Here is a 22,628-nt window from a genome sequence, read left to right as displayed (position 1 = left end):
CCCGATGTCCGACGTCCGCGTCGTCGTCATCGACTGCACCGACACCGGCGCGTCACCACCCACCGCCACCGACCCCACCTGGATCCTGCGGCTCCTGCGGCGCTCGGCCAGCTTGATCGGAACGGACGGCATGCCGAGAGAAATCGCAGTCATCTGCAGTGCAACCCCAAGTCGTGGATCAAGTCCGGCTCCCCGTGAGCAGCGGGCTCCGAGTCCCGAGATTACGGTACGGGCGCGCGGCCGGGCACATCGCGCCTCCAAACCCATCCAAAGGACGACGGCCCGGAACGCGGCGGTTCCGGGCCGTCGTGAACGGCGGGTGACGGGTGTCCGGCCGGGCCGTGGCTAGGAGATGCGGACCGGGTTGACCACGTCGGCGACGAGGACGAGCAGCGTGAAGCAGACGAAGATCCCGGCCACCACGTAGGCCACCGGCATCAGTTTCGCGACGTCGAACGGTCCCGGGTCGGGGCGGCGCAGGATCCGGGCGAGGTTGCGGCGCAGGGACTCCCACATGGCGCCCGCGATGTGGCCGCCGTCGAGCGGCAGCAGCGGGAGCATGTTGAACAGGAACAGGGAGAGGTTGAAGCCGCCGAGCAGCATCACGAACATGGCCATCTGCTGGGAGGCCGGGATCTCCAGGGTGGCGATCTCGCCGCCGACCCGGGCCGCGCCCACGACGCCCATCGGGGAGTCGGGTTCGCGCGGTCCGTCGCCGAAGGCCGCGTCCCACAGGGCGGGGACCTTCGACGGCAGGGCGGCGAGGGAGTCGACGGCGTCGCCGACCCGGTCGGTCATCCAGACCACGGAGTCGCCGAGGTCCTGCTTGACGACGCCGGTGGCCGCGCTGAAGCCGAGGAAGCCCGCCTTGACGTACTCGCCCTCGACATAGGTGCCGTTGCCGTCCTTCTTGGCGACCAGGTTGGTGGCGATCTTCGCCTGGAGGGCGACCTCCTGGCCGCCGCGGTCGACGACGATCGGCACCTGCTTGCCCGCGCTGTCCCGGATGAGGTCGGAGAGCGTGGTCCAGTCCTCGGTGCGCACGCCGTCGAAGGCGACGATCCGGTCGCCCGCCTTCAGGCCGGCCGCCTCGGCCGGGGACTCGGGGTCGCCGGCCTTGCACGTGTCGCGGTTCTCGCTCTGGGAGATGACGCACGGCGAGACGGAGCTGACCGTGGTGGTCTGCTGCTGGATCCCGAAGCCCATCAGGACGGTCAGGAACAGCGCCACGGCGAGGATCAGGTTCATGAAGGGGCCGGCGAACATGATGACGACCCGTTTCCACGGCTTGCGCGTGTAGAACAGGCGCTTCTCGTCGCCGGGCCGCAGTTCCTCGAAGGCCGCCGAGCGGGCGTCCTCGATCATGCCGCGCCACGGGGAGGTGGAGCGGGCCTCCAGCCGTCCGTCGGGGCCCGGCGGGAACATGCCGATCATCCGGATGTAGCCGCCGAACGGGATCGCCTTGACGCCGTACTCGGTCTCGCCCCGCTGCCGCGACCAGAGGGTGGGTCCGAAGCCGACCATGTACTGCGGCACCCGGATGCCGAACATCTTGGCCGTCGACAGGTGGCCCAGCTCGTGCCAGGCGATGGAGACCAGCAGGCCGACCGCGAAGACGACTATGCCGAGGAAGAACATCAGGGTCGTCATGCACGCGCCTCCGCGCTCGCCGTCCGGTCGGTCAGTTCCCGGACCCGCGTACGGGCCCAGGTCTCCGCTTCGAGGACGTCCGACACGGTCAGCGAGGTTCCCGGCCGCGGGGTGCCGTGTTCCTCCACCACCCGTGTGACGGTCTCGATGATGCCGTTGAACGGCAACGTGCCGGCCCGGAAGGCCTCCACGCACTCCTCGTTGGCGGCATTGAACACCGCCGGCGCCGTCCCGGCGAGCTCGCCCACGTGCCGGGCGAGGTTCACCGAGGGGAACGCCTCGTTGTCCAGGGGGAAGAACTCCCAGGTGGACGCCTTGCTCCAGTCGAAGACCGGGGCGGCGTCGGGGACCCTCTCGGGCCAGCCGAGGCCGATGGCGATCGGGCCCCGCATGTCGGGGGGCGTCGCCTGGGCCAGTGTCGATCCGTCCGTGAACTCAACCATCGAGTGGACATACGACTGCGGGTGCACGACGACCTCAATGCGGTCGAAGGGAATGTCGTAGAGCAGGTGCGCCTCGATGACTTCCAGGCCCTTGTTGACGAGCGTCGCCGAGTTGATGGTGATCACCGGTCCCATCGCCCAGGTGGGGTGGGCGAGGGCGTCCTCGACGGTGACGTCGGCCAGCTCCGCCCGGGTCCGGCCGCGGAAGGGGCCGCCGGAGGCGGTGACGACCAGCTTGCGGACGTCGGCGCGGGTGCCCGCGGCGAGCGCCTGGAACAGCGCGGCGTGCTCGGAGTCCACCGGGATGATCTGACCGGGCTTGGCCAGCGCCTTGACGAGCGGGCCGCCGACGATGAGCGACTCCTTGTTGGCGAGCGCGAGGGTGCGGCCCGCCTCCAGGGCGGCGAGGGTCGGGGCCAGGCCGATGGAGCCGGTGATGCCGTTGAGGACGGTGTGGGCGGGCGAGGCGGCGGCCTGGGTGGCCGCGTCGGGCCCGGCGAGGATCTCGGGCAGCGGCTCCCCGGCCCCGTACCGCGCGGACAGCGCCTCCCGCAGGGCGGGGACGGCGTCCTCGCGGGCGACGGCGACCGTGCGCACCCGCAGCCGGTGGGCCTGCTCGGCGAGGAGGCCGGTGCGGCTGCCGTGGGCGGACAGGGCGGTGACACGGAAGCGGTCGGGGTTGCGCAGCACGAGGTCGATGGCCTGGGTGCCGATCGACCCGGTGGAGCCGAGGATCACCACGTCCTTGGGGCCGTCCCCGGCAACGGGGTCGTACACCAGATGGGGATCGGCCAGGGGAGCTGGAGCGTCGGTCATGGGCTCTATTGTGTCCGGTCGCGCCGGCTGCCGGGTCCCGCCCCGGCAGCCGGTTTCGCGTGTCCCTCGTGCGCCGGCCGCCGTGCGGGGGCGGGGTGGGCGGTCAGCAGGCGGTCAACGGATCGGCCGGTGCACGTTCTCCTTGGTGCTCGGGCCGGGGGAGGCGTCCGCGATCCAGGGGCCGTCCCCGGAGGGGTCGACGACGCCCTGCTCCAGCCAGGCGTAGGTGCCGGACAGGACGCCCTTGACGACCTTGCGGTCCAGGTCGTCGGTGTTGGTCCACAGCCGGCCGAACAGTTCCTCGACGCGGATGCGGGACTGGCGGCAGAAGGCGTCGGCGAGCTGGTACGCCTCGCGGCCGTTCTCGCCCCGGCCGCGCAGCAGCTCGGCGCGGACGCAGGCGGCGCTCATGGCGAACAGTTCGGCGCCGATGTCGACGATCCGGCCGAGGAAGCCCTGCTTGGTCTCCATCCTCCCCTGCCAGCGGGACATGGCGTAGAAGGTGGAGCGGGCCAGCTTGCGGGAGGTGCGCTCGACGTAGCGCAGGTGCGTGGCGAGGTCGACGCCGTGCTTGAAGTCGCCGTAGGAGCCGGGGAGCTGTCCCGGTCCGGCGACCAGCCTGGGCAGCCACTTGGCGTAGAAGACGCCCGCCCCGGCGCCCGCCCGGGCCTTGTCGCCGAGGGACTTCTCGGGGTCGATCAGGTCGCCGGCGACGGACAGGTGGGCGTCGACCGCCTCCCGCGCGATCAGCAGGTGCATGATCTCGGTGGAGCCCTCGAAGATGCGGTTGATGCGCAGGTCCCGCAGCAACTGCTCGGCGGGCACGGCGCGTTCGCCCCGGGCGCGCAGGGACTCGGCGGTCTCGAAGCCGCGTCCGCCGCGGATCTGGACCAGTTCGTCCGCCATCAGGCAGGCCATCTCCGAGCCGTACAGCTTGGCGAGGGCGGCCTCGATGCGGATGTCGTTGCGGTCCTCGTCGGCCATCTGCGAGGACAGGTCGAGGACCGCCTCCAGGGCGAAGGTGGTGGCGGCGATGAAGGAGATCTTGGAGCCGACCGCCTCGTGCAGCGCCACCGGCTTGCCCCACTGCTCCCGGGCGGCCGACCACTCACGGGCGATCTTCAGGCACCACTTCCCGGCGCCGACGCACATCGCGGGCAGGGACAGCCGGCCGGTGTTGAGGGTGGTGAGGGCGATCTTCAGGCCCTGGCCCTCCTCGCCGATGCGGTGGGCGGCGGGCACCCGGACCCGGTGGAAGCGGGTGACGCCGTTCTCCAGGCCGCGCAGGCCCATGAAGGCGTTGCGGTTCTCCACCGTGATGCCCTCGGAGCCGGCCTCGACGACGAAGGCGGTGATGCCGCCCCGGTGGCCCTCGGACGTCGGCACCCGGGCCATGACCACCAGCAGGTCGGCGACGACGCCGTTGGTGGTCCACAGCTTCACGCCGTCGAGGACGTAGTCGTCGCCGTCGGGCACGGCGGTGGTGGCGAGCCGGGCCGGGTCGGAGCCGACGTCCGGCTCGGTGAGCAGGAAGGCCGAGATGTCGGTACGCGCACAGCGCGGCAGGAACGTCTCCCGCTGCTCCCGGGTGCCGAACATCTTCAGCGGCTGCGGGACGCCGATCGACTGGTGGGCGGAGAGCAGCGCGCCGATGGCCGGGCTGGCGGAGCCGACCAGGGCCAGGGCCTTGTTGTAGTAGACCTGGGTCAGGCCGAGGCCGCCGTACTGGGTGTCGATCTTCATGCCGAGGGCGCCGAGCTCCTTGAGCCCGGTGATCACCGCGTCGGGGATCCGCGCCTCGCGCTCGATCAGGGCGCCGTCGATCTTCGTCTCGCAGAAGTCGCGCAGTTTGGCGAGGAACTCCTCGCCGCGCTGGGCGGCCTCGTGGTCTGGCAGCGGGTGCGGGTGGATCAGGTCGAGGCGGAAGCGGCCGAGGAACAGTTCCTTGGCGAAGCTGGGCTTGCGCCAGTGCTGTTCCCGGGCCGCCTCCGCGACCCGGCGGGCCTCACGTTCGGTGACGGTGGGGGAAGACGGAACCGGGGGTGTTGCGGGCGTTGCGGGTGTTGCGGACATGAGGCTCACCTCGCCGCGAATCGGGGGGAGTGGGTACGTTGCCGACTGCTGCTACCCGATCGTATGTACCGGACGCGTAGCGGCCCCACCACCCTTCGTGCGGCCGTTCGGCTCATCCCCGCCCCGCGTCCACGGCCCCTGGGCGGGCCGCCCGGGGCCGTTCAGGACGGCGAAGGGCCCGGCGCCGGAGGGACGGCGCCGGGCCCTGCGGGCGGACGGCCGGGCTCAGAGGGCGAGGCCGGTCAGGACCATCACCCGCTCGTAGGTGTAGTCCTCCATCGCGAACCGGACGCCCTCACGGCCCACGCCGGACTGCTTGGTGCCGCCGTACGGCATCTGGTCGGCGCGGTAGGAGGGCACGTCGCCGATGACCACGCCGCCGACCTCCAGGGCCCGGTGGGCGCGGAAGGCGGCCTGCAGGTCGTGGGTGAACACGCCCGCCTGGAGGCCGTACTTGGAGTCGTTGACGGCGGCGAAGGCGGCGTCCTCGCCGTCCACCTTCTGCACGGTCAGGACGGGGCCGAAGACCTCCTCGCAGGAGAGGGTGACGTCGGCCGGCACGTCGGTCAGCACGGTCGGCGCGTACGAGGCGCCGTCCCGCTTGCCGCCGGTGCGCAGCGTGGCGCCGGCCGCGACCGCCTCGTCGACCCACGCCTCGACGCGCTGCGCCGCGTCCTCGCTGATCAGCGGGCCGACGTCGGTCGTGTCGTCGTTCGGGTCCCCGGTGACCTGGGCCTCGACGGCGGCGACGATGCGCGGCAGCAGCCGGTCGTACACGGAGGCGTCCGCGATGACCCGCTGCACGGAGATGCAGGACTGGCCGCCCTGGTAGTTGGAGAAGGTGGCGATGCGCTGCGCGGCCCGGTCGAGGTCCTCGTCGCTCGCGAAGTCGGCGAGGACGACGGCCGCGCCGTTGCCGCCGAGTTCCAGGGTGCAGTGCTTGCGCGGCACCGAGTCCATGATCGCGTAGCCGACCTGCTCGGAGCCGGTGAAGGAGATGACCGGCAGCCGCTCGTCCCGCACCAGGGCGGGCATGCGGTCGTTGGGCACCGGCAGGATGCTCCAGGAGCCGGCCGGCAGGTCGGTCTCGGCGAGCAGCTCACCGAGGATCAGACCGGACAGCGGGGTCGCCGGGGCGGGCTTGAGGACGATCGGGGCGCCGGCGGCGATGGCCGGGGCGATCTTGTGGGCGCACAGGTTCAGCGGGAAGTTGAACGGCGCGATGCCGAGGACCACGCCCTTGGGGAAGCGGCGGGTGAAGGCGAGCCGTCCCTGGCCGCCGGCGTCGGTGTCGAGCCGCTGGGCCTCGCCGCCGTTGAACCGGCGCGCCTCCTCGGCGGCGAACCGGAAGACGGACACCGCCCGGCCGACCTCGCCGCGCGCCCACTTGACCGGCTTGCCGTTCTCGGCGGAGATCAGCAGCGCGATCTCCTCGGTGCGCTCCACGAGGCGGCGGCTGACGTGGTCCAGGGCGGCGGCGCGGACGTGGGCGGGGGTGGCGGCGAAGGCGTCCCGCACGGCGCACGCGGCGGCCACGGCCTCCTCGACCTGGGCGTCGGTGGGCACGCTGACCGTGCCGACGACCCGGCCGTCCCAGGGCGAGGTGACGTCGAAGGCGGCCTCGCCGGTGGCCTGGCGGCCGGCGAGCCAGAAGGCGTGGGTGGAAGTCATGGAGTCCCGGCCCTTCCGCGTGTGAGTGGATGCATGGATCGGTGAGAACCACGGTAGGGGCGGGCCGGTGGGCGGTCGTTTGTCCGAGTCGTAGCAGTCGGGTGAGCGGCCGCGCCGCTTTGGCACCTCTCCCCCGCCGGGGCCGGGAGGGGTGCGGGAACCGGCGCGTCAGTCCGCCGGATCCGTCGACGTGGCCTTCAGCGCCAGCCACAGCTCCATGCGGACGTCCGGGTCGTCCAGGGACCGGCCGAGGATCTCCTCGACGCGGCGCATGCGGTAGCGCAGGGTGTGGCGGTGCACGCCCAGGTCGGCCGCGGCGGCGTCCCACTGGCCGTGGCGGGACAGCCAGGCGCGGAGCGAGGCGACGAGGTCACCGCGCCCGGTCGCGTCGTGGTCGTGCAGGGCCCGCAGCAGTCCGTCGGCGAAGGCCCGGACCGCGTCGTCGGCGAGCAGCGGGAGGACGGACCCGGCGGCCATCTGCTCGTGCTCCACCAGGGCCCGGCCGCGCCGCCGGGCCACCGACAGGGCCTGCCCGGCCTGCTTGTAGGCGGTGGCGGCGGCGATCGGTCCGGCGGGGGCGGACAGGCCCACGACGAGGTCGCCCTGGTCGGGGCCGCCGAGGGGCCGGGCCGGGCCGCCGGTGCGGGCGGCCTCCTGGGCGGCGGCGTGGTCGCAGCAGGCGGTCACGGCGGCACCGCCGTCGGCGGCCAGCACCACCAGCCGCTCCCCCTCGGGGACGACGAGGACCGCCTCGCCGGACCGGGCGGCGGCGGACTCCACCACCTCGGTGAGGGCCCCGAGGGCGTCGGTGCCGGTGTCGCCGCGGTCGTGGACGCCGCCGGGCGCCGGCACGGTCTCCGCGACGACGATCCGGAAGGGCGCGTCGAGCAGGTCCCCGTACAGGTCGCCGGCCACCGCGCGGGCGTGGTCGGGCTGCCCGGCGAGCAGCATGCGCAGGACGGCGGCGCCGATGCGCTGTTCGGCGGCATGCAGGGAGCGGGAGCGTTCCGTCGTGAGGGTGAGCAGGGCGATCGCGGAGTGCAGGGCGTAGCGCTCGGCGGTGCCGAGGGCGGCGGCGGTGCCGACGGCGAGGGCGGCGCGGGGGCGCCGGCCGGTGCCCAGGGAGTGCAGTTCGACACGGTCGTCACGGTCGTCGCCCTCGGGTCCGGCGACGACCGCGGAGGCCGGCGCGGGCCGTTCCCGCAGCCGCTGGACGTCCGCGGTGAGGCGGGCGGCGCGCCGGCCGGCCCAGTCCGGTGCCGCCGCGACCACGGCCCCGGAGGCGTCGTAGAGCGCCGCCCACCCGTCGACCTGGGAGGCGAGGGCGGCGAGCAGGCCCTCGGGTCCGTCGCTGAGCGCGTGCCGGGTCAGGTCCCGCTGGGCGGCGAACCCGGCGGTCACCGCGCGGTACTGGTCGGCGGCGATGGCGGCCGAGACGGCCTTGCTGATCGCCAGGAACGGCGTGCGGCGCGGCACCTCCAGCAGGGGCAGGCCCTCCGCGCGGGCGGCGGCGACCAGCGCCTCGGGGATGTCGTCGTAGTGGACGCCGACGGCGAAGCCCAGCCCGACCACACCGGCCCCGGCCAGCCGCTTCACGTAGCGGCGCATGGCCTCCGGGTTCTCGGCGTCCAGCTTCAGGGCGGTGATCAGCAGCAGCTCCCCGCCCTCCATGTAGGGCACGGGGTCGGCCAGTTCGCTGGCGTGGGCCCAGCGGACGGGCACGTCGAGACGGTCCTCCCCCGCGCGCACGGTCAGCCTGAGCGCGGTGTGGTGCACGAGCGAGGCGAGCGTCAGGGGCATGGGCCTTGAGCCTTCGGGTCTGCGTCGGTGGGGCGGGAGGGGCGGGGCCGCCGACGGGTCGGTGAGCCGGTCGGCGCGGGGCGCCGGCACCGTGCCGCGTCAGGCGACGCGTTCGGCGCCGACCCGGCCGGCAGCGATCCGCAGGCGTCCGGCCGCGATCGGTGGTGCGATGATCTGTTGGCCGTCCTGTATGAAGGTCGCAGTTCGATTCTGCCTCACTGTACGGTGGCCGGCTCTCCCCGTAGGCCGGTCCCCCGGTAGCCCGGTCCTCCGGGTAAGCCGGTCCTCCGGGTAGGCCGGTCCTCCGGGTGAGCCGGCCCCGCCCCGACGGCCGGTCTCCCCGGTGGCGGGCTCCCCGGTGGCGGGTTCCCCCGGCTCACCCCCGCAGGTCGACCAGCAGCGGCGGCGCGTGCTCGCCGCGGACGTCGGTCAGCGACAGCACCGCGTGCCCCGGCGGCACCGCGTGGGCCAGCTCGGAGGCGGACCACCGTTCCCGCTCGACCTGGCGGACGGTGACCGCCCGCGCGGTCGGCGCCCGGCCGGTGATCACCCGGCGCAGCCCGTGCCACGCCTTGCCCGCCGCGCTCTCGGCGATGATCTGCCGGTCGGTGACGTCCCGGGCCTCCGTCCACTCCTTGCCCCACACCTCGGCGAAGTCCTGCCCGTCCCACGGGGTGAGCCCGGCCAGCGCCACCCGGCATCCGATGGCCCCGAGCAGCGGCCCGCGCAGCGGCCGGGGCACGTCGTCCAGGGTGCGCAGGGTCAGCACCGCGCCGGCGTTGGCCGACCGCAGCCGCTGGATGCCGCGCACGGACTCCGGCGTCACCAGCCCGGTGGCGTCGTCCAGCACCAGGCAGGCGAACAGGGACCGGTCCTCGCGCACCGTCACGCTCGCGGTGAACTGCGCGAGGACCAGCCGGGCCAGCATCCGGGAGGCGTCCGCGTGGCCGCGTTCGGGCAGGTCGATACGTACCCGCACCGGGTGGTCCAGCGCCTTCAGGGAGAACGGCCGGGACTGTCCGGAGGTGTCGAAGAACCCGGCGAAGGCGGGCCGGTCGAGCAGCGCCACCCGGTCGGCGAGCACCCCGCCCACGTCGCCGGGATGCGCCATCTGCCGTTCCCGGGCGTCCAGTTCCCGCAGCAGCGAGTCCTGCCCGGCCTCCGTCAGCCCCTGGCGCAGGGCGGCCAGCGGCCCGGGGGCGCCGTCGAGCAGCTGCCGCAGTTCGGGGACGGACGGGAAACGCCCGTGCACGGCGCGGAACGGCCCGAGGAGCTGGGCGAGGACGGTGGTGGAGCGGCGGCTGTCGCTGCCCGGGTGCGGCTCGGCCAGGTCCCCGGTCAGCCCCTCGGCGAGCACGGCGGCAGCCTCGTCCGGGTCGGTGATGCCGCCGTACAGGTCGAGGTCGTACACCGAGTCCGGGTTGCCGATCCGCACGACGACGTCGTACGCGTCGGCCGGGCCGAGCCCCGCTCCCGCGGCCCCGACCACGACCACGGCGGCCCGGCCGGCCAGCGCGTGCAGGCACAGCGACTCGGCCACGGGCCGCACGAGCCGGCCGGTCTTGCCGGAACCGGCCGGGCCGACGGCGAGCAGGGACGTGCCGAGCAGGTCGGGGCCGAGGGCGAGGCCGGTGCCGCGGTAGACGTACGGGTTGCGGGGGTCCTCCGCGGTGGTGCCCAGGCGCACCTGGCCGGTGACCAGGTCGTGCCGGGCCTGGCGGGCGGGCAGGTCGCGGGCGCCCGAGGGGTGCGGGCAGGCGGCGGCGCCCGCCTCGGTCACGGCGGCGGTGAAGCTGGCCAGGTCGTGGCGGCCGGTGCGCACGCCCTGCCAGGCGCGGGTGATCCGGGCGTGGTCGACGTCCCGCATGAGCCCGGCCCGCGCTTCGGCGGCGAGCCGTTCGGCGGCGTCGACGGCACCGGCGGCGCGGAGCGCGGGCCAGGTGGCCGGGTCGGCCTCGGGGGCGGCCGGTCGCGGCTCCTCGCGGGGGGTCCGGCGCCAGGCCGGCGGGCCGTAGCGCCGCCAGATCTCGCCGAAGCGGCCGAGCCGTCCGACGCCGACCATGATGGCTCCGGCGATCAGCACGTAGTAGGTGTAGACGGCGACGACGGCGCCGAAGCTGTGCGGTTCGGCCCAGGAGTCCGGGATCATCGCGTAGAGCGGCAGCAGCCACCAGCCGCCCAGGTAGCCGTTCCACAGCAGCGACCAGATCAGCCAGCCGACCAGGAACGCGATCAGCGCCCCGCTCAGCAGCTGCCGTCCGGGCACCTGCTCGGGTTCCTCCTCCGGGCGCGGCCGGTGCCCGAACCGCCACACGCCGGGCAGGGCCTCCGGGCGGGGCGTGCGCAGCCAGGCCAGGAACGCGGACCCGTCCGGCAGCGGCGGCATCCCCGGTGCCCGTGCGGGCCGCGGCGGCACCGCGGGCATGTCCGGAGGGCCCGCCGGGCGCGGTACGGGCTTCGCGTGCGTGCCCCGCGCGTCCTGGGTCCCGTCGCTGTCCATCGCCCTGCCCCCTGACCAGCCGCTCTCCGTCACCGTCAGCGAGCCAATCTAACGCCCCGGCAGGGCGAGTTCACCGCTTACGCGGCCGGGTCCGGCCGCTGCGGGTGCGTCGCGCCATCGCGGGAGCTGCCGGCGGCGCCATGTCCACCGCGGACAAGCCGGTCCCCCCGACAACGCCCACATGGAGCATGCCCAGGCCCCCGGGCCCGCCCTAGCCTGCGAGAAAAGAGGAAAGCGTCCGCCTTCACCCCCAGGAGCCCCGCATGACCGCACTTCCGCAGGAGCGCCGCGTCGTCACAGCCATCCCCGGCCCGAAGTCGCAGGAGCTGCAGGCCCGCCGTACCGCCGCGGTCGCGCAGGGCGTGGGCTCGGTGCTGCCCGTGTTCACCGCGCGGGCGGGCGGCGGCATCATCGAGGACGTCGACGGCAACCGGCTGATCGACTTCGGTTCCGGCATCGCCGTGACCTCCGTCGGCGCCTCCGCCGAGGCCGTCGTCCGCCGCGCCTCCGCCCAGCTGGCCGACTTCACGCACACCTGCTTCATGGTCACGCCCTACGAGGGGTACGTGGCCGTCGCGGAGGCGCTGGCCGAGCTGACCCCGGGCGACCACGCCAAGAAGTCGGCGCTGTTCAACAGCGGCGCCGAGGCCGTCGAGAACGCCGTCAAGATCGCGCGGGCGTACACCAAGCGCCAGGCGGTCGTGGTGTTCGACCACGGCTACCACGGCCGCACCAACCTCACCATGGCGCTGACCTCGAAGAACATGCCGTACAAGCACGGCTTCGGCCCGTTCGCGCCCGAGGTGTACCGCGTCCCGGTGGCCTACGGCTACCGCTGGCCGACCGGCGCCGAGAACGCGGGCCCGGAGGCCGCCGCGCAGGCGATCGACCAGATCTCCAAGCAGGTCGGCGCGGACAACGTGGCCGCGATCATCATCGAGCCGGTGCTCGGCGAGGGCGGCTTCATCGAGCCGGCCAAGGGCTTCCTGCCCGCGATCAGCAAGTTCGCCGCCGACCACGGCATCGTCTTCGTCGCCGACGAGATCCAGTCCGGCTTCTGCCGCACCGGCCAGTGGTTCGCCTGCGAGGACGAGGGCATCGTCCCGGACCTGATCACCACGGCCAAGGGCATCGCCGGCGGCCTCCCGCTGGCCGCCGTCACCGGCCGCGCCGAGATCATGGACGCCGCGCACGCGGGCGGCCTCGGCGGCACCTACGGCGGCAACCCGGTGGCCTGCGCGGGCGCGCTCGGCTCCATCGAGACGATGAAGGAGCTGGACCTCAACGCCAGGGCGAAGGCGATCGAGGGCGTCATGAAGGCCCGCCTGGGCGCCATGGCGGAGAAGTTCGACATCATCGGTGACGTCCGCGGACGCGGCGCGATGATCGCCATCGAGCTGGTCAAGGACCGCGCCACCAAGGAGCCGAACCCGGAGGCGACGGCCGCGCTGGCCAAGGCGTGCCACCAGGAGGGCCTGCTGGTCCTGACCTGTGGCACCTACGGCAACGTGCTGCGTTTCCTGCCCCCGCTGGTGATCGGCGAGGACCTGCTGAACGAGGGCCTGGACATCATCGAGCAGGCGTTCGCCCGGATCTGAGCCGCCCCGAGCACCCACGGACGCCTGCTCGCCGAACACCCGTCGGAGCAGGCCGGCCGCCCGCGACCGCACCGTCGGCCGCGGGCGGCAGAGGGTGTGAAGAAGGTGTGCGGGGTGGATGACAGGGCGGCCGTTCCCCTGTCGCGGGCCCGCCGCCTGCCGTAGGTTCTCACCGGATGAGAGACACACCCCGCCCACGGGACACCATGGGCGGCACAGGACGGGGCCTCCCCAGCTTCGACCTGGTCGTGCCCTCGCGCACACAACCGGGGCCCTGAGCTTCGGGTCTCCTCACGATCGGACGGTCGCCCGCCCCACACCCCCCGGGGCGCGCGGCGTTCCGGTCCGGACGGTCGTCCCGGACTTCCGGGTCGGCGGTTCACCGAAGGGCCGACGCACTCCCCCCCCTTGCGCCGGCCCTTCGGTGTTCCTGCCAGGCTGTGCCGCATGCTGCCGCTCGCCCTGCCCCTGCTGCTGTTCGCGCTGATCACCTGGCAGGTCGTCGCCGACGGGCCGCTGGTGGGCGTCGACAAGCGGCTGAGCCGTGCTCTCGTCGCTCCGGACCGGGCCTCCGAACTGCTCGCCGACCTCGGCAACGTCGAGGTGGCCGTGCCGGTCCTGGCCCTGGCGCTGGCCGGTGCCGCGTGGCACGGGCGGGCGCGTGGTCTGGACCGCTGGTGGCTGCCGCCCGCCGCGGCGGCCGGTGCGATGGTCCTGGTGCCGGTGCTGGTCGCCCCGCTGAAGGCGTGGACCGACCGCCCCGGCACCCCGGCGGTGCCCCCGGCGGTCGGCTACTACCCCTCGGGGCACACCGCCACCGCAGCCGTCGCACAGTGCGCACCTCCGCACAGGCGATCTCCCTCGTCCCCACAGCATCCACCACCACCAAGGAGTCACTCAGCAACTCCACCCGACTACTGCCGATCCGGTGGATGAGCGCCGTGCCACCGAAGAGCACGGCGAGAACGAACAAGGCATCGGGTGTGTTGAATTCCCGCCCCTTGACGGCCATGCCGATCAAAAAGAGAGGAAGAGCAGCGAACGGAGCCCAAGAGAACACGGTCCAGGAACGACGCCGAAGAACCTGCACGGCCAGCCCCCCCTCCAGCGGTCGACCCTGTTGGTATCTCAGCAGAAAAGCGAGAACACCTTGACGCCAATCAGTCGAAGCAATTGATTACGCTTAGCAATCTGACTACATCCGGGCTGGGGTAGGAACATCACCCGGCATCAACCGCCACTGAGCGCCATCCAAATTGCACCGACACCTAATGCAGCAGCGCATAGAACAAGAGAGGTGTCAGCGCTCCGGCATCGTGTCCATCGGACCTGCGGAGCGGCAGTGCCCTTGGTTTCGCTTGCCGTGCCGGCAGAACGCAGCCACTCGCTAATCTTCCGCTCCGCCTCGCTGCTCGTTCCTTTGAATCGGTCAACAAGAGAGCCTCCGAAAGCAAATACTGCTATCGCTCGCTCTTCATCGAGCCACACTTCGAGTGTTCCGTCATCACCGACCGACACACTGCGGATCATCACTATTGGAACAACATGCGTGCGCAGAGGATTCACCACTACGAGCGCATCCTCACGCAAGACCACTTTACAGTTGGCGATTCGCCCGCAGACACCCGCGAGCACCAAGTAAATTGGTATTCCCTGCCAACCTGTCCGGAAGCCATTCACCGAGGTGACCTTGCACACCGCCGCAAGCATTCCAATCCCGAGGCCTACGATTACGATCCCGCAAAGAACAGGCCAGGAACGTCGTCGGAGTACAGATTGCTTCATTGCGGACACCATTACTCTCTCCCGCCCCTTGGCCGTTCAAGCATTTCAGGATGTCAGGGGCACCTTTAGCACCATCCTGCAGCATCACCTGGGCTCGCAGCACCCGCCCCGCAAAATGTCCCCAAGTTTGCGAAATTGAGGCTTACGTTCGCCTGAGTGGCACCCCAGTCAATGGTCTTTCGGTATCCATAGATGGTGACATTCTCCATCTCGGACACAGTCTTGACTCGTATGCGGCTTTCGAAAGCCGACCCTCGCCAACTTCTCGCGATCCCTCTTGCCGCAGCTCCTCCCGCAAGGGTCCATGCCAGGCTTTTGCCGGCTGCGGCATAGTTCCAGCTTCCCGTCGTCAAACCGTCACCGACGAAGGTCGCTCCCACAACAGCCACCCCCGCTACGGTACACAGCCCTGCTGAGACCACCAAGCAGGCTGCGAAAGCTGCTCCGGGCAGAACTCTGTTCTTCCAGCCGTCCCACGTGCCGAAGGTTTTCTTGGTCTCGCGTCCGAGCTTGGACCAAAAGCCCTCGTCCTGCTTGTTCTTGTTGTCCTGCTTTTCGGCCTGCTTGCGCAGGGCCTCGTTCCTCTTGCGCCTGTCCTCGGCGGCCTTGCGTTCCTGGTCGTGACGCTTCTGCTTTTCGATCTGGGCGGACCGGGACCGCTGGGTGGTGGTGGGGCGGGTGACGCCCTTGCCCTTGGTGTAGACGTGGCGGTAGTTGGTGTTCTGCTGGATGGTGTAGTTGGGCGAGATGGTGCCGCCCCGGGCCTTGGTCTCCTTCTTGTAGTTCTTGCCGAACGTGACCTTATTGACGTCGCCGGTGCTGCGGCCGTATGTGCAGTTGTACTGGCCGCTGACGCACTCCTCGTAAGCCTCCCCGGTGGGGTCGGCGAAGGTGGCCGGGTTGTTGTTGCCGTAGGCGTAGGCGTTGTGCTGGGTCGGGTCCTCAGGCAGCAGCAGCGGGTCGACCGACAGGAATCGGCCCAGGTCCGGGTCGTACTCGCGGGCACCCAGGTGGGTGGTGCCCGTCGGGTCGGTGGTACCGGACAGGAAACCGCGGTCACCGGGCCAGGTACCGGAGGCGGCGCGTGGGCCGCCGAAGGGCAGCTGCTTGCGGCGGGTGACGGCCTGGCCGGCGCCCCAGGCCACCGCGATGAGAGCGGTGCCCTGCTGATCGGGGAAGAGCAGGTTGATTCCGCCGCTGCCGGTACGCGCCGCCACAGTCTGTCCGCCGTGCGTGTAATAGCGGGTGCCGGTGACCTTGCCGTCGGCTGCCTTGAGTTCGTTGCCGCCGGGCAGGTACGCGGTGGCCGAGCCGTCCGCGTTGCGGGCGATCAGACGATTTCCGCCGGCGTCGTAGACGTAGGAGGTGGTCTTGCCGTTCTCGGTGACGGTGGCCAGGCGCCCCTCGGCGTCCCAGGTCAGCTGCTGGCCACGGGCGCCTCCGGTCCGGGCGGTGGTGTTGCCCGCCTCGTCGTAGGCGAACGTCTCCCGCTGTCCGTCGGCTGTGCCGCCGGTGGTGGTCACCGACCGCAGGGCGTGCGGGGCGTCCTGCCCGGGCCGGCCGTAGGTGTAGGCGCGGGTGGTGTCCTCGCCGCCGGACGAGACGGCGTGGCGGACTTCCTCGGTGCGGTTGCCCGTCACGTCATAGCTGTAGGAGTGCCAGTAGGCGTCCGGGCCGCCCACGGTCGTGGCCGACGGTCCGGTGCTGCAGTCGTCCGTGGCGCTCTTGGTCGTCCACGCCTGCGTCATGCGCCTCAGGGCGTCGACGACGAAGCACTGGTTGTCGATTGACGCCTGCTGGTCCTGACCGGAGGTGGAGGAGATGCGAGTGACGTTCCCCATGTCGTCGTAGGTGTATCGGGTGTCCTCGATCCGCAGGGCCACTTCGCCGTCGAGGGTCCGCCGGTTCAACGCACCGGTGTGCTCGTCCCAGTCGTGGGTCTCGTACACCTTCCGTCCCAGGACTCCGTACTCGGTGCGGATCGGGCGAGCCAGCGGGTCGTACACCACATCGCTCACCAGAGTCTGACGGTCCGCGACGGTGCGGATCGGCAGGTCGCCCTCGCCGTACACCGTGGTGACCCGTTCTGCGGGCAGTCCGCCCATGGCCGGGTGCCTGATCCACTCCTGCGTGCCCGTGTACTGGTTGTAGCCGTACGACCAGCTGTAAGAGCCGATCAGCGCACCCTCGGACGCCGGCAGGCGAACGGTCGACGAGGTCGGCTGGTAGCGGTCGTTGTAGCCGCCGACCTCCGTGGTGTACGCCTGCCCGTCGATGTAGCGGGTGTCGGCCGTGGGCTGCCCCTTGAGCAGGGTGTCGTATGTCCACTTCGCGCGGAGTTCGTCACCCTGCTTCAGCTCGATCGTGCGGCCGAGGGCGTCGTAGGTGGAGGTGAGCGTCACTCCGCGGGCGTCGGTGGTCCTCACCGGCCGGTCGAGCTCGTCGTAGACCGTGGTCGTCACGCCCTTGTCCGGGTCGTCCGCCCTGGTCTCGCGGCCACGGGCGTCGAAGGTCCACGACCAGGTGTTGCCGGCCGCGTCGGTCATCCTCGCGAGATTGCCGTGCTTGTCGTAGGCGTAGGTGGCCTTGACGGACTCGGTGCGCTCCGCGTCGGTGTAGGACAGTCGCTCGACGACCTGGCCGAACACATCGGTCACCGTGGTCTGTGCGGTGCCGCCCTCGGGCGGGATCACGGTGGTGCGGTCGCCCTCGTGGACCGTGGTGGTGCGCTTGGTCTCGTCACCGAACTTCCGCGCGATCGACGCGACTTCGCGTCCGGTGCCGTCGAAGCGACCTCGGTGGCCGCCGGGACCTTGGTGTCGTCGCCGGTCACCAGGGTCGTGGACGGCTTGCCCTCCGCGTAGTAGGGGCTGTAGCTCTTCCACGCCCGGCCGAGGGTGTCGTACAGCGTCTCGGTCACCACCCGGCCGTCGGTGACGCCGATGGCCGGGCTCTGGGTCTCCCGCTCGCGCAGCAACCCGTCGTAGAAGGTGTAGGACGTGTCGTAGGAGCCGTCGCGCCGCAGGGTTCTGGCCGTGACGACAACGGGTTCGGTCCTGCTGACGCGGTAGGTGAACTCCACGGCTGGCGTGGTCGGGTGGGCGGCCTTGGGACGGCCGGGCTCCCATGCCTTCGTCACCCGGCCGAGTGCGTCGTAGGTTAGGTCGGTGCGCTTGCCGTTGGCGTCGACCTCCGCGGTGGTCAGTCCGCGGAGCGGCTCGCTGTGGGTGGTCTCGGTGTGGCCGAGCGCGTTGGTGGACACCGTCTCCTTGGGCGCCTGGCCGGTAGCCGGGGTGTAGGCGACGCTGGTCGTCTCGCCCGAGGCGTCGGTGGAGGTGAGCTGACGTCCGTACTGGTCGTAAGTCGACCTGTTCACGGTGGTGTAGCCGGTGCCGGCGCCGTCGTTCTCGTCCTCGCGGGTGACGTCTCCCTTGGTGGGAGCGTCTCCCAGCACCGTCGCGCCGTCGTAGTAGGAGCGCTCGGTGGAGACCAGGTCCTCGGGCAGGTCGGGTGTCGCGGTGCAGGCCACCGCGACGACCTTGGTCTCGGCGACGAGTGTGAGGATGTTGCTGTCGGTGTTGCGGGCGTACGAGGTGGTGGTGCAGCGCTCGTCGCCGCTCTTGGCCTTGTCCCCGGTGTCGGACGTGGAGACGACCATGCCCAGGGAGTCGAAGGTGCGGGTGAGTTCGGTGCGGCGCAGGGCTCCGCCGCTGACGGCCGTGCGGTTGGCCTCCACCCTGACGTCGGTGTACCGCGCCTCCAGGTCGGGCAGGCCGTCGCGGGTCTGGGAAGCCGTGACCGCCGAGCGCCAAGGGGTGTAGCTGGTGGCCGACACCAGCGCGCCGCCGACACCGTTGTAGACGGCGGTCTCGCGGGTCATGCCGGCGAATTGCTTACGATCGGTGGCCTCGGTGCCCTCTGAGTCGGCGACCAGTGCCCCGTCGATGCCGCGGAAGTAGCGGGTCTCGGTCAGCGTCTGCTTGTCATCGGTGGTGCCGATAACCACCCGGACCCGTCCGTACCCCTTCTTGTCGCCATAGGTGCGGTGTTCGGCCTTGGTGAACTCGTCTTCGCTCTTGGCCCAGGCCATACCGTCCAGGTAGGTGTAGGCGGTCTGCTTGACCGGGGCTCCGGAGGTGTTGTCCGACTCCAGAACCTGGGTGACCACGTAGCTGTGGAACCAGTCCTCGTACGGCTCGTAGTCGGGGGCGGGGGCCTCCGGCGGGGCCCAGATCACCGGGTGGCAGCGCTTGGTGTTGGTCCTGGGCGCGGGCAGGCTGCCCGCCTTGCAGTCAGGGGCCGAGTAGGTCACTCCCACCGTGCCACCGGTCTCGGTGTCGACGGCGTGGATGCGGTAGCGGTTGTAGGGCGGTATGGGGTCGAGAACTCCTTCGACCCGGTTGGGCATCTGCACGCCCCGGAAAGACACCGGGGGCAGGGTGACCGGATCGTCGCCGGTGTGTCCGGTTCGGGTGATCGACTTCAGCCACAGCGGCGGGGCGTTGCCGTCACCGGTGGAGGGGAAGGAGTGCTCCAGCTTCCAGGAGTCGACCTTCCGGTAGGCGCCGTCCGCCAGGGCCGAGGTCGTGATTCCGGTCAGCCGCTTGCGGGTCCAGTACGACGGGGAGGCGTTGCCCTCGCAGTCGTTTCCGGCCGTGCAGTGCTGGTCGAACGGTACGTCCGGCCACTTGGAGGCGTTGGCCTTGGTGAACTTGTCGGCGGCGCAGTCGAAGGTGTCCGTGGGCAGGCAGCGCTCGGAGACGGAGAACTCCACCTTCGCCACGGCCTTGTCCGCGAACATCCGGTTCGAGCGCAGTCCGTACTCGACCCGGTCGAGGTGGCCCCCGCGGGCGTAGACGGTGGACGTGCCCTTGTTGGTGGCCTCGCTCGTGTTCCGACCGTAGTGGTTGGTCTCCTTCGCCCAGTAGTAGGCCATGGCGTTGGAGTGGGAGTCGACGACGTAGTCGAGGTTCCAACGCCAGGCCTGCTGGCACCAGGAGTCCTTGAAAGCGCTGGCGTGGCAGGGTTCGCCCGCGTGGTTTCCGTAGACCGGCACCGTCCATGCGGAGTTGGTCTCCGGCTTGCCCTCGCTCCAGCCGGGAAGCCTGTTGTAACCGAAGTAGTACCGGGTGCCGTCCGGTGCGGTCACCCGCCAGTACTCGCCGTTGTTGTCCCCGTTGCCGCGATTGCTGCTGGTGAGCAGCGTGACACGGGTGCCGTCGTCGTCCTCCTTGCGCCACTCACTGCTGGTGCCCACCCGCACCAGTTCGCTGGAGGAGCCGTTCAGGGAGAGGGTCGCGTTGTGCTTCTTCCAGCACTGATCGCCGACTCGGGTGGTGTTGTTGCCGTCCTTCTTGTCGTCCTCGCAGGACACGTAGCGGCGCTCGACGAATCCGGGGGACAGGGACCAGCCGTCGCCTATCCAGTTGGCCTGGTTGTTGGTGGCGGCGGTCCGGCCGTCGACCGACTGCGAGGAGTACGACAGTGACAGATCGGGCGTGAGGCTGCCCGGTACCGGGGGAGTCTCCAGGTCGTAGTCCCAGGAGAAACCTCCGGAGGAGCCGCCCGCGGTCCACTTCCCCGAAGGCGACAGCGGGGTGGCAGTGAAGTCTCCGGAAGCACCGGAGGGGGCGGCCGTCGCGGCCAGCAGCACTGTGCCCTGCGAAGCTGCCATCCGGGTGGCCGAGTTGCGCATCGCCGGCGACGACTCCACCGGGCTACCGGCCTTGAGCCCACTTGCCTCCAAGCCCACCTGCGCGGTGAGCGTTCCCGTCTCGGGGTCGTTCCGGGTCTCCAGAACCCGGCCCGGTGCACAGCCCTTCTTGCCCGGCCTGGTCAGGGCGCAATGCGGGACCTCCCGCAGTGTCATGCGAGACGCCCAGCCGCCCCCGTACACGCCACGGAAGCCGGAGTAGTCCAGTTCCACGCCGACCCTGCCCTCGGCCCCGTCCTTCCCGTAGCCGCGAACGGCCAGGAGCACGCCCTCCACGCCGGCTGCCTCGGCGGCCGAGCGGTCCAGGACCTGAACCTGTGCCTGCTCGATTCCCGTGCCGCGGCCTCGGGTGAGCTTGATCGGCAGCGAACCGGCCTTGAGACTCGTCGGCTTCGCTCCCTTGCCGGGGAGCCTGGTCTGTCCGGTTCCTGCCCTCGGCCAGGTGGCGCCCGCCGACCGTCGGTCCCGCTTCGCCGTCTCATCGGGCAGGTTCGGCTTTTCGACCCGCACCTTGCGCGTGGGCACCGGATCGGGGAGCTCGGCATCCCTCAGCTTCAGCTCCGCGGCTACAGCCACAGGTCCGCCCAGAAGGCCGGAGATCAACAGCCCGGCCACAGCCACACATGTGGCGTGCGTCCATCCCCGGCCGTTTCTGCCCTGCCGCCCGCCCCGCGCCATACCCAAGCCCTCACGTGATCTTCACAGACACAAAATTAGCAAGGAAGGTAACACTTGATTCACCCTGCCGAGTCGGGCAGGTAAAGCACTGTGATTGAACCGTTATAGGCACCTTCCAGCAATCAACGAAGGGAGTCAACCAAGCAGCTCTCGCCGCTACCACACCTTCAACCGCAGCGCGTCTACCTGCAAAGACCACTATCCGTCCTTGATCACCTCGGGTCCGAAAAAAGCAAGATCAACAGACCTAAATCCCCCTTACCGGACTTTCTGTGCGGGACTTTTCCGTGTACAACTCTCCGTACTGGCCGCATTTCTGCATGGCCGAACACGTCCACGCCATGGCGAGGGAAAAGAAAAGGAAACGTAATGGCCATTCTTCGTACGAAGCAGAGAGGCACTCAACGCGCGCGATACAGACGCACGAGTGCCGCAATTGCCATGACCATGACGGCTTCGCTGGTGACCGCGCTGCCCGCCATGGCGGCCGCCCCCGATGCGACGCCGTCCGATACCGGCCGGTACACCGCCGAGGAGACACGGGCCCTTGCCCGAGCCGCCGACACGGGCCAACCCGTCGAGGTGCTGTCGCAGCGCACGGAGATCTCACAAGTCTTCGCGACGCCCGAGGGAGACTTCGTCCAGGACACCTATGCCGTTCCGCAGTGGGTCCGCAAGAACAACAAGCTGGTCGAGATAGACGCGAACCTGAAGAGGAACGACGACGGCACGTTCTCACCCCGAGCCACTGAGGTGGGCGTCCGGTTCTCCGGCGGAGGCGAGGGTCCGCTGGCCACCGTCGTCCGTGATGGTCGCTCGATGTCTGTCGGCTGGCTGGAGGCGTTGCCGGAACCCGTCAGCGAGAAGGACACCATTACTTACCCGGACGTCATGGCCGGCATCGATCTGAAGCTCAGAGCTCACAGCGGCGGCTTCGACCAGGTGTTGATCATCAAGAACGCCGAAGCCGCCCGCAACCCTAAGCTGACCAAGATCGATTTCGGCCTCGACACCAGAGGTCTCAACGTCGATGCGGACGAACACGGCAATATCCGTGCCTTGGACCCTGCCGGACAGACGGTTTTCACCGCCCCCACCCCACGCATGTGGGACAGCAGCCAGGCACAGCCAGCCGCTCCCAAGACGGTTGCGAGCTCTCGGCAGGAGACCCTGTCCGGACCACCGGACGGCAGCGACTTCGAGCCTGGCTCCGGTGCCCGGGATGCCACCGTGGACGTACGCATTGAGAAGGACTCCCTGTCATTGCTGCCCGACGAGGAGCTCCTGACCGGGGAGGACACCCAGTACCCCGTCTACATCGATCCGTCCGTCGAGGGATCCCGGCATTCATGGTCGATCATGTACAAAAAGCACCCGACCACTTCATTCTTCAACGGCGCCGGTTTCAACGGCGGCACCACCACCGCTCGGGTGGGATACGAGAACCAGACCAACGGCACCGCCCGCTCCTACTTCCGCATGAACTCCAAGAACCTGCAGAACGATGCCAGAGTCATCAGTTCCTCCCGGTTCCGGATCAAGAACACCTGGTCGTGGTCGTGCAACGCACGTAAGGTCGAGCTGTGGCGCACTGCAGCCCTGGGCTCCAGCCACACGTGGAGCAACCAGCCCGCCAAGCGGGAGACGCTGACCACGGTCAACGACGCAAAGGGCTACAACAGCAGTTGTCCGGCCGGCAACCTCGCCTTCGACGTCACCAAGGCCGCCAAGCAGTCCCAGACGGACAAGTGGAACACCATCACCTTCGCCTTGGTGGCCACCAGCGAGACTGAACCGTTCCGGGTTCGATCGAGACTCTAGGTTATGACTGTGACCTGGGGCTTCGTGGTTGCCCGGTAGTAGTTGGTCTCGTATTCGGCGGGTGGGATGTGCCCGATCTC

General features: G+C 70.5%; 12 protein-coding genes and 1 pseudogene. 3 read left to right on the top strand and 10 right to left on the bottom strand.

The features are described from left to right. From AC02VZ_RS25555 to AC02VZ_RS25525, 7 genes are all read right to left on the bottom strand, one after another. A partial coding sequence (locus tag AC02VZ_RS25555) for a flavodoxin-dependent (E)-4-hydroxy-3-methylbut-2-enyl-diphosphate synthase (RefSeq protein WP_476476505.1) occupies window positions 1-153 on the bottom strand: 153 nt, incomplete at its 3' end. A 192-nt stretch (window positions 154-345) separates the two neighbouring features. After that, on the bottom strand, window positions 346-1,638 hold the full coding sequence (locus AC02VZ_RS25550; protein ID WP_476476504.1) for a M50 family metallopeptidase: 1,293 nt from the start codon (window positions 1,636-1,638) through the stop codon (window positions 346-348). An 8-nt stretch (window positions 1,639-1,646) separates the two neighbouring features. Continuing rightward, window positions 1,647-2,909 (bottom strand): 1-deoxy-D-xylulose-5-phosphate reductoisomerase, encoded by a 1,263-nt coding sequence (dxr, locus tag AC02VZ_RS25545; RefSeq protein WP_432058658.1) that lies wholly within the window; start codon window positions 2,907-2,909, stop codon window positions 1,647-1,649. A 114-nt stretch (window positions 2,910-3,023) separates the two neighbouring features. Continuing rightward, window positions 3,024-4,982: an acyl-CoA dehydrogenase family protein gene (locus tag AC02VZ_RS25540; protein ID WP_476476503.1), complete on the bottom strand. Its 1,959-nt coding sequence runs from the start codon at window positions 4,980-4,982 to the stop codon at window positions 3,024-3,026. A gap of 225 nt (window positions 4,983-5,207) precedes the next feature. After that, entirely contained in the window at window positions 5,208-6,653 is a 1,446-nt protein-coding gene (locus AC02VZ_RS25535; protein ID WP_476476502.1) for an aldehyde dehydrogenase family protein, read from the bottom strand. 168 nt (window positions 6,654-6,821) lie between these two features. Next, complete coding sequence (locus tag AC02VZ_RS25530) at window positions 6,822-8,453, bottom strand: PucR family transcriptional regulator (RefSeq protein WP_476476501.1); 1,632 nt, start codon at window positions 8,451-8,453, stop codon at window positions 6,822-6,824. A 376-nt stretch (window positions 8,454-8,829) separates the two neighbouring features. Continuing rightward, a complete protein-coding gene (locus tag AC02VZ_RS25525) occupies window positions 8,830-10,953 on the bottom strand; it encodes an ATP-binding protein (RefSeq protein WP_432058662.1) in 2,124 nt (707 codons plus the stop codon). A 263-nt stretch (window positions 10,954-11,216) separates the two neighbouring features. Between AC02VZ_RS25525 and gabT the strand changes: the two genes are divergently transcribed. Beyond that, complete coding sequence (gene gabT, locus AC02VZ_RS25520; RefSeq protein WP_476476500.1) at window positions 11,217-12,551, top strand: 4-aminobutyrate--2-oxoglutarate transaminase; 1,335 nt, start codon at window positions 11,217-11,219, stop codon at window positions 12,549-12,551. Between the two features lie 447 nt (window positions 12,552-12,998). Further along, a pseudogene (locus AC02VZ_RS25515) lies at window positions 12,999-13,382 on the top strand (phosphatase PAP2 family protein); the annotation flags it as partial. Between the two features lie 399 nt (window positions 13,383-13,781). On the opposite strand, the gene AC02VZ_RS25510 reads toward AC02VZ_RS25515, so the two are convergent. The 3 genes from AC02VZ_RS25510 to AC02VZ_RS25500 all read right to left on the bottom strand — a co-directional run bounded on the left by AC02VZ_RS25510 (window position 13,782) and on the right by AC02VZ_RS25500 (window position 20,625). Further along, the gene (locus AC02VZ_RS25510; RefSeq protein ID WP_432058664.1) at window positions 13,782-14,249 is read right to left on the bottom strand and encodes a hypothetical protein; all 468 of its coding nucleotides are present in this window, start codon (window positions 14,247-14,249) and stop codon (window positions 13,782-13,784) included. A 152-nt stretch (window positions 14,250-14,401) separates the two neighbouring features. Beyond that, window positions 14,402-17,029: an RHS repeat-associated core domain-containing protein gene (locus AC02VZ_RS25505; RefSeq protein WP_432058665.1), complete on the bottom strand. Its 2,628-nt coding sequence runs from the start codon at window positions 17,027-17,029 to the stop codon at window positions 14,402-14,404. Beyond that, window positions 17,026-20,625: an RHS repeat domain-containing protein gene (locus AC02VZ_RS25500; RefSeq protein WP_432058666.1), complete on the bottom strand. Its 3,600-nt coding sequence runs from the start codon at window positions 20,623-20,625 to the stop codon at window positions 17,026-17,028. Before AC02VZ_RS25500 ends, AC02VZ_RS25505 begins: the two co-directional genes overlap by 4 nt. A gap of 549 nt (window positions 20,626-21,174) precedes the next feature. On the opposite strand from AC02VZ_RS25500, the gene AC02VZ_RS25495 reads away from it, so the two are divergent. After that, window positions 21,175-22,548, top strand: coding sequence for a hypothetical protein (locus AC02VZ_RS25495; RefSeq protein WP_476476499.1), 1,374 nt, complete (start codon window positions 21,175-21,177; stop codon window positions 22,546-22,548). Window positions 22,549-22,628 lie beyond the last annotated feature (80 nt).

The organism is Streptomyces sp. 3-6, from assembly GCF_056323165.1.
The sequence above is the reverse complement of the archived record's forward strand: the minus strand, read 5'-3'. Positions and strand labels throughout refer to the sequence as shown.

Excerpts from the sequence above, each read along its gene's own strand:
- AC02VZ_RS25550 (WP_476476504.1), bottom strand. The coding sequence starts at position 1,638 with ATGTTCTTCCTCGGCATAGTCGTCTTCGCGGTCGGCCTGCTGGTCTCC.
- AC02VZ_RS25525 (WP_432058662.1), bottom strand. The coding sequence starts at position 10,953 with ATGGACAGCGACGGGACCCAGGACGCGCGGGGCACGCACGCGAAGCCC.
- AC02VZ_RS25540 (WP_476476503.1), bottom strand. The coding sequence starts at position 4,982 with ATGTCCGCAACACCCGCAACGCCCGCAACACCCCCGGTTCCGTCTTCC.
- gabT (WP_476476500.1), top strand. The coding sequence starts at position 11,217 with ATGACCGCACTTCCGCAGGAGCGCCGCGTCGTCACAGCCATCCCCGGC.
- AC02VZ_RS25530 (WP_476476501.1), bottom strand. The coding sequence starts at position 8,453 with ATGCCCCTGACGCTCGCCTCGCTCGTGCACCACACCGCGCTCAGGCTG.
- AC02VZ_RS25495 (WP_476476499.1), top strand. The coding sequence starts at position 21,175 with ATGACGGCTTCGCTGGTGACCGCGCTGCCCGCCATGGCGGCCGCCCCC.
- AC02VZ_RS25535 (WP_476476502.1), bottom strand. The coding sequence starts at position 6,653 with ATGACTTCCACCCACGCCTTCTGGCTCGCCGGCCGCCAGGCCACCGGC.
- dxr (WP_432058658.1), bottom strand. The coding sequence starts at position 2,909 with ATGACCGACGCTCCAGCTCCCCTGGCCGATCCCCATCTGGTGTACGAC.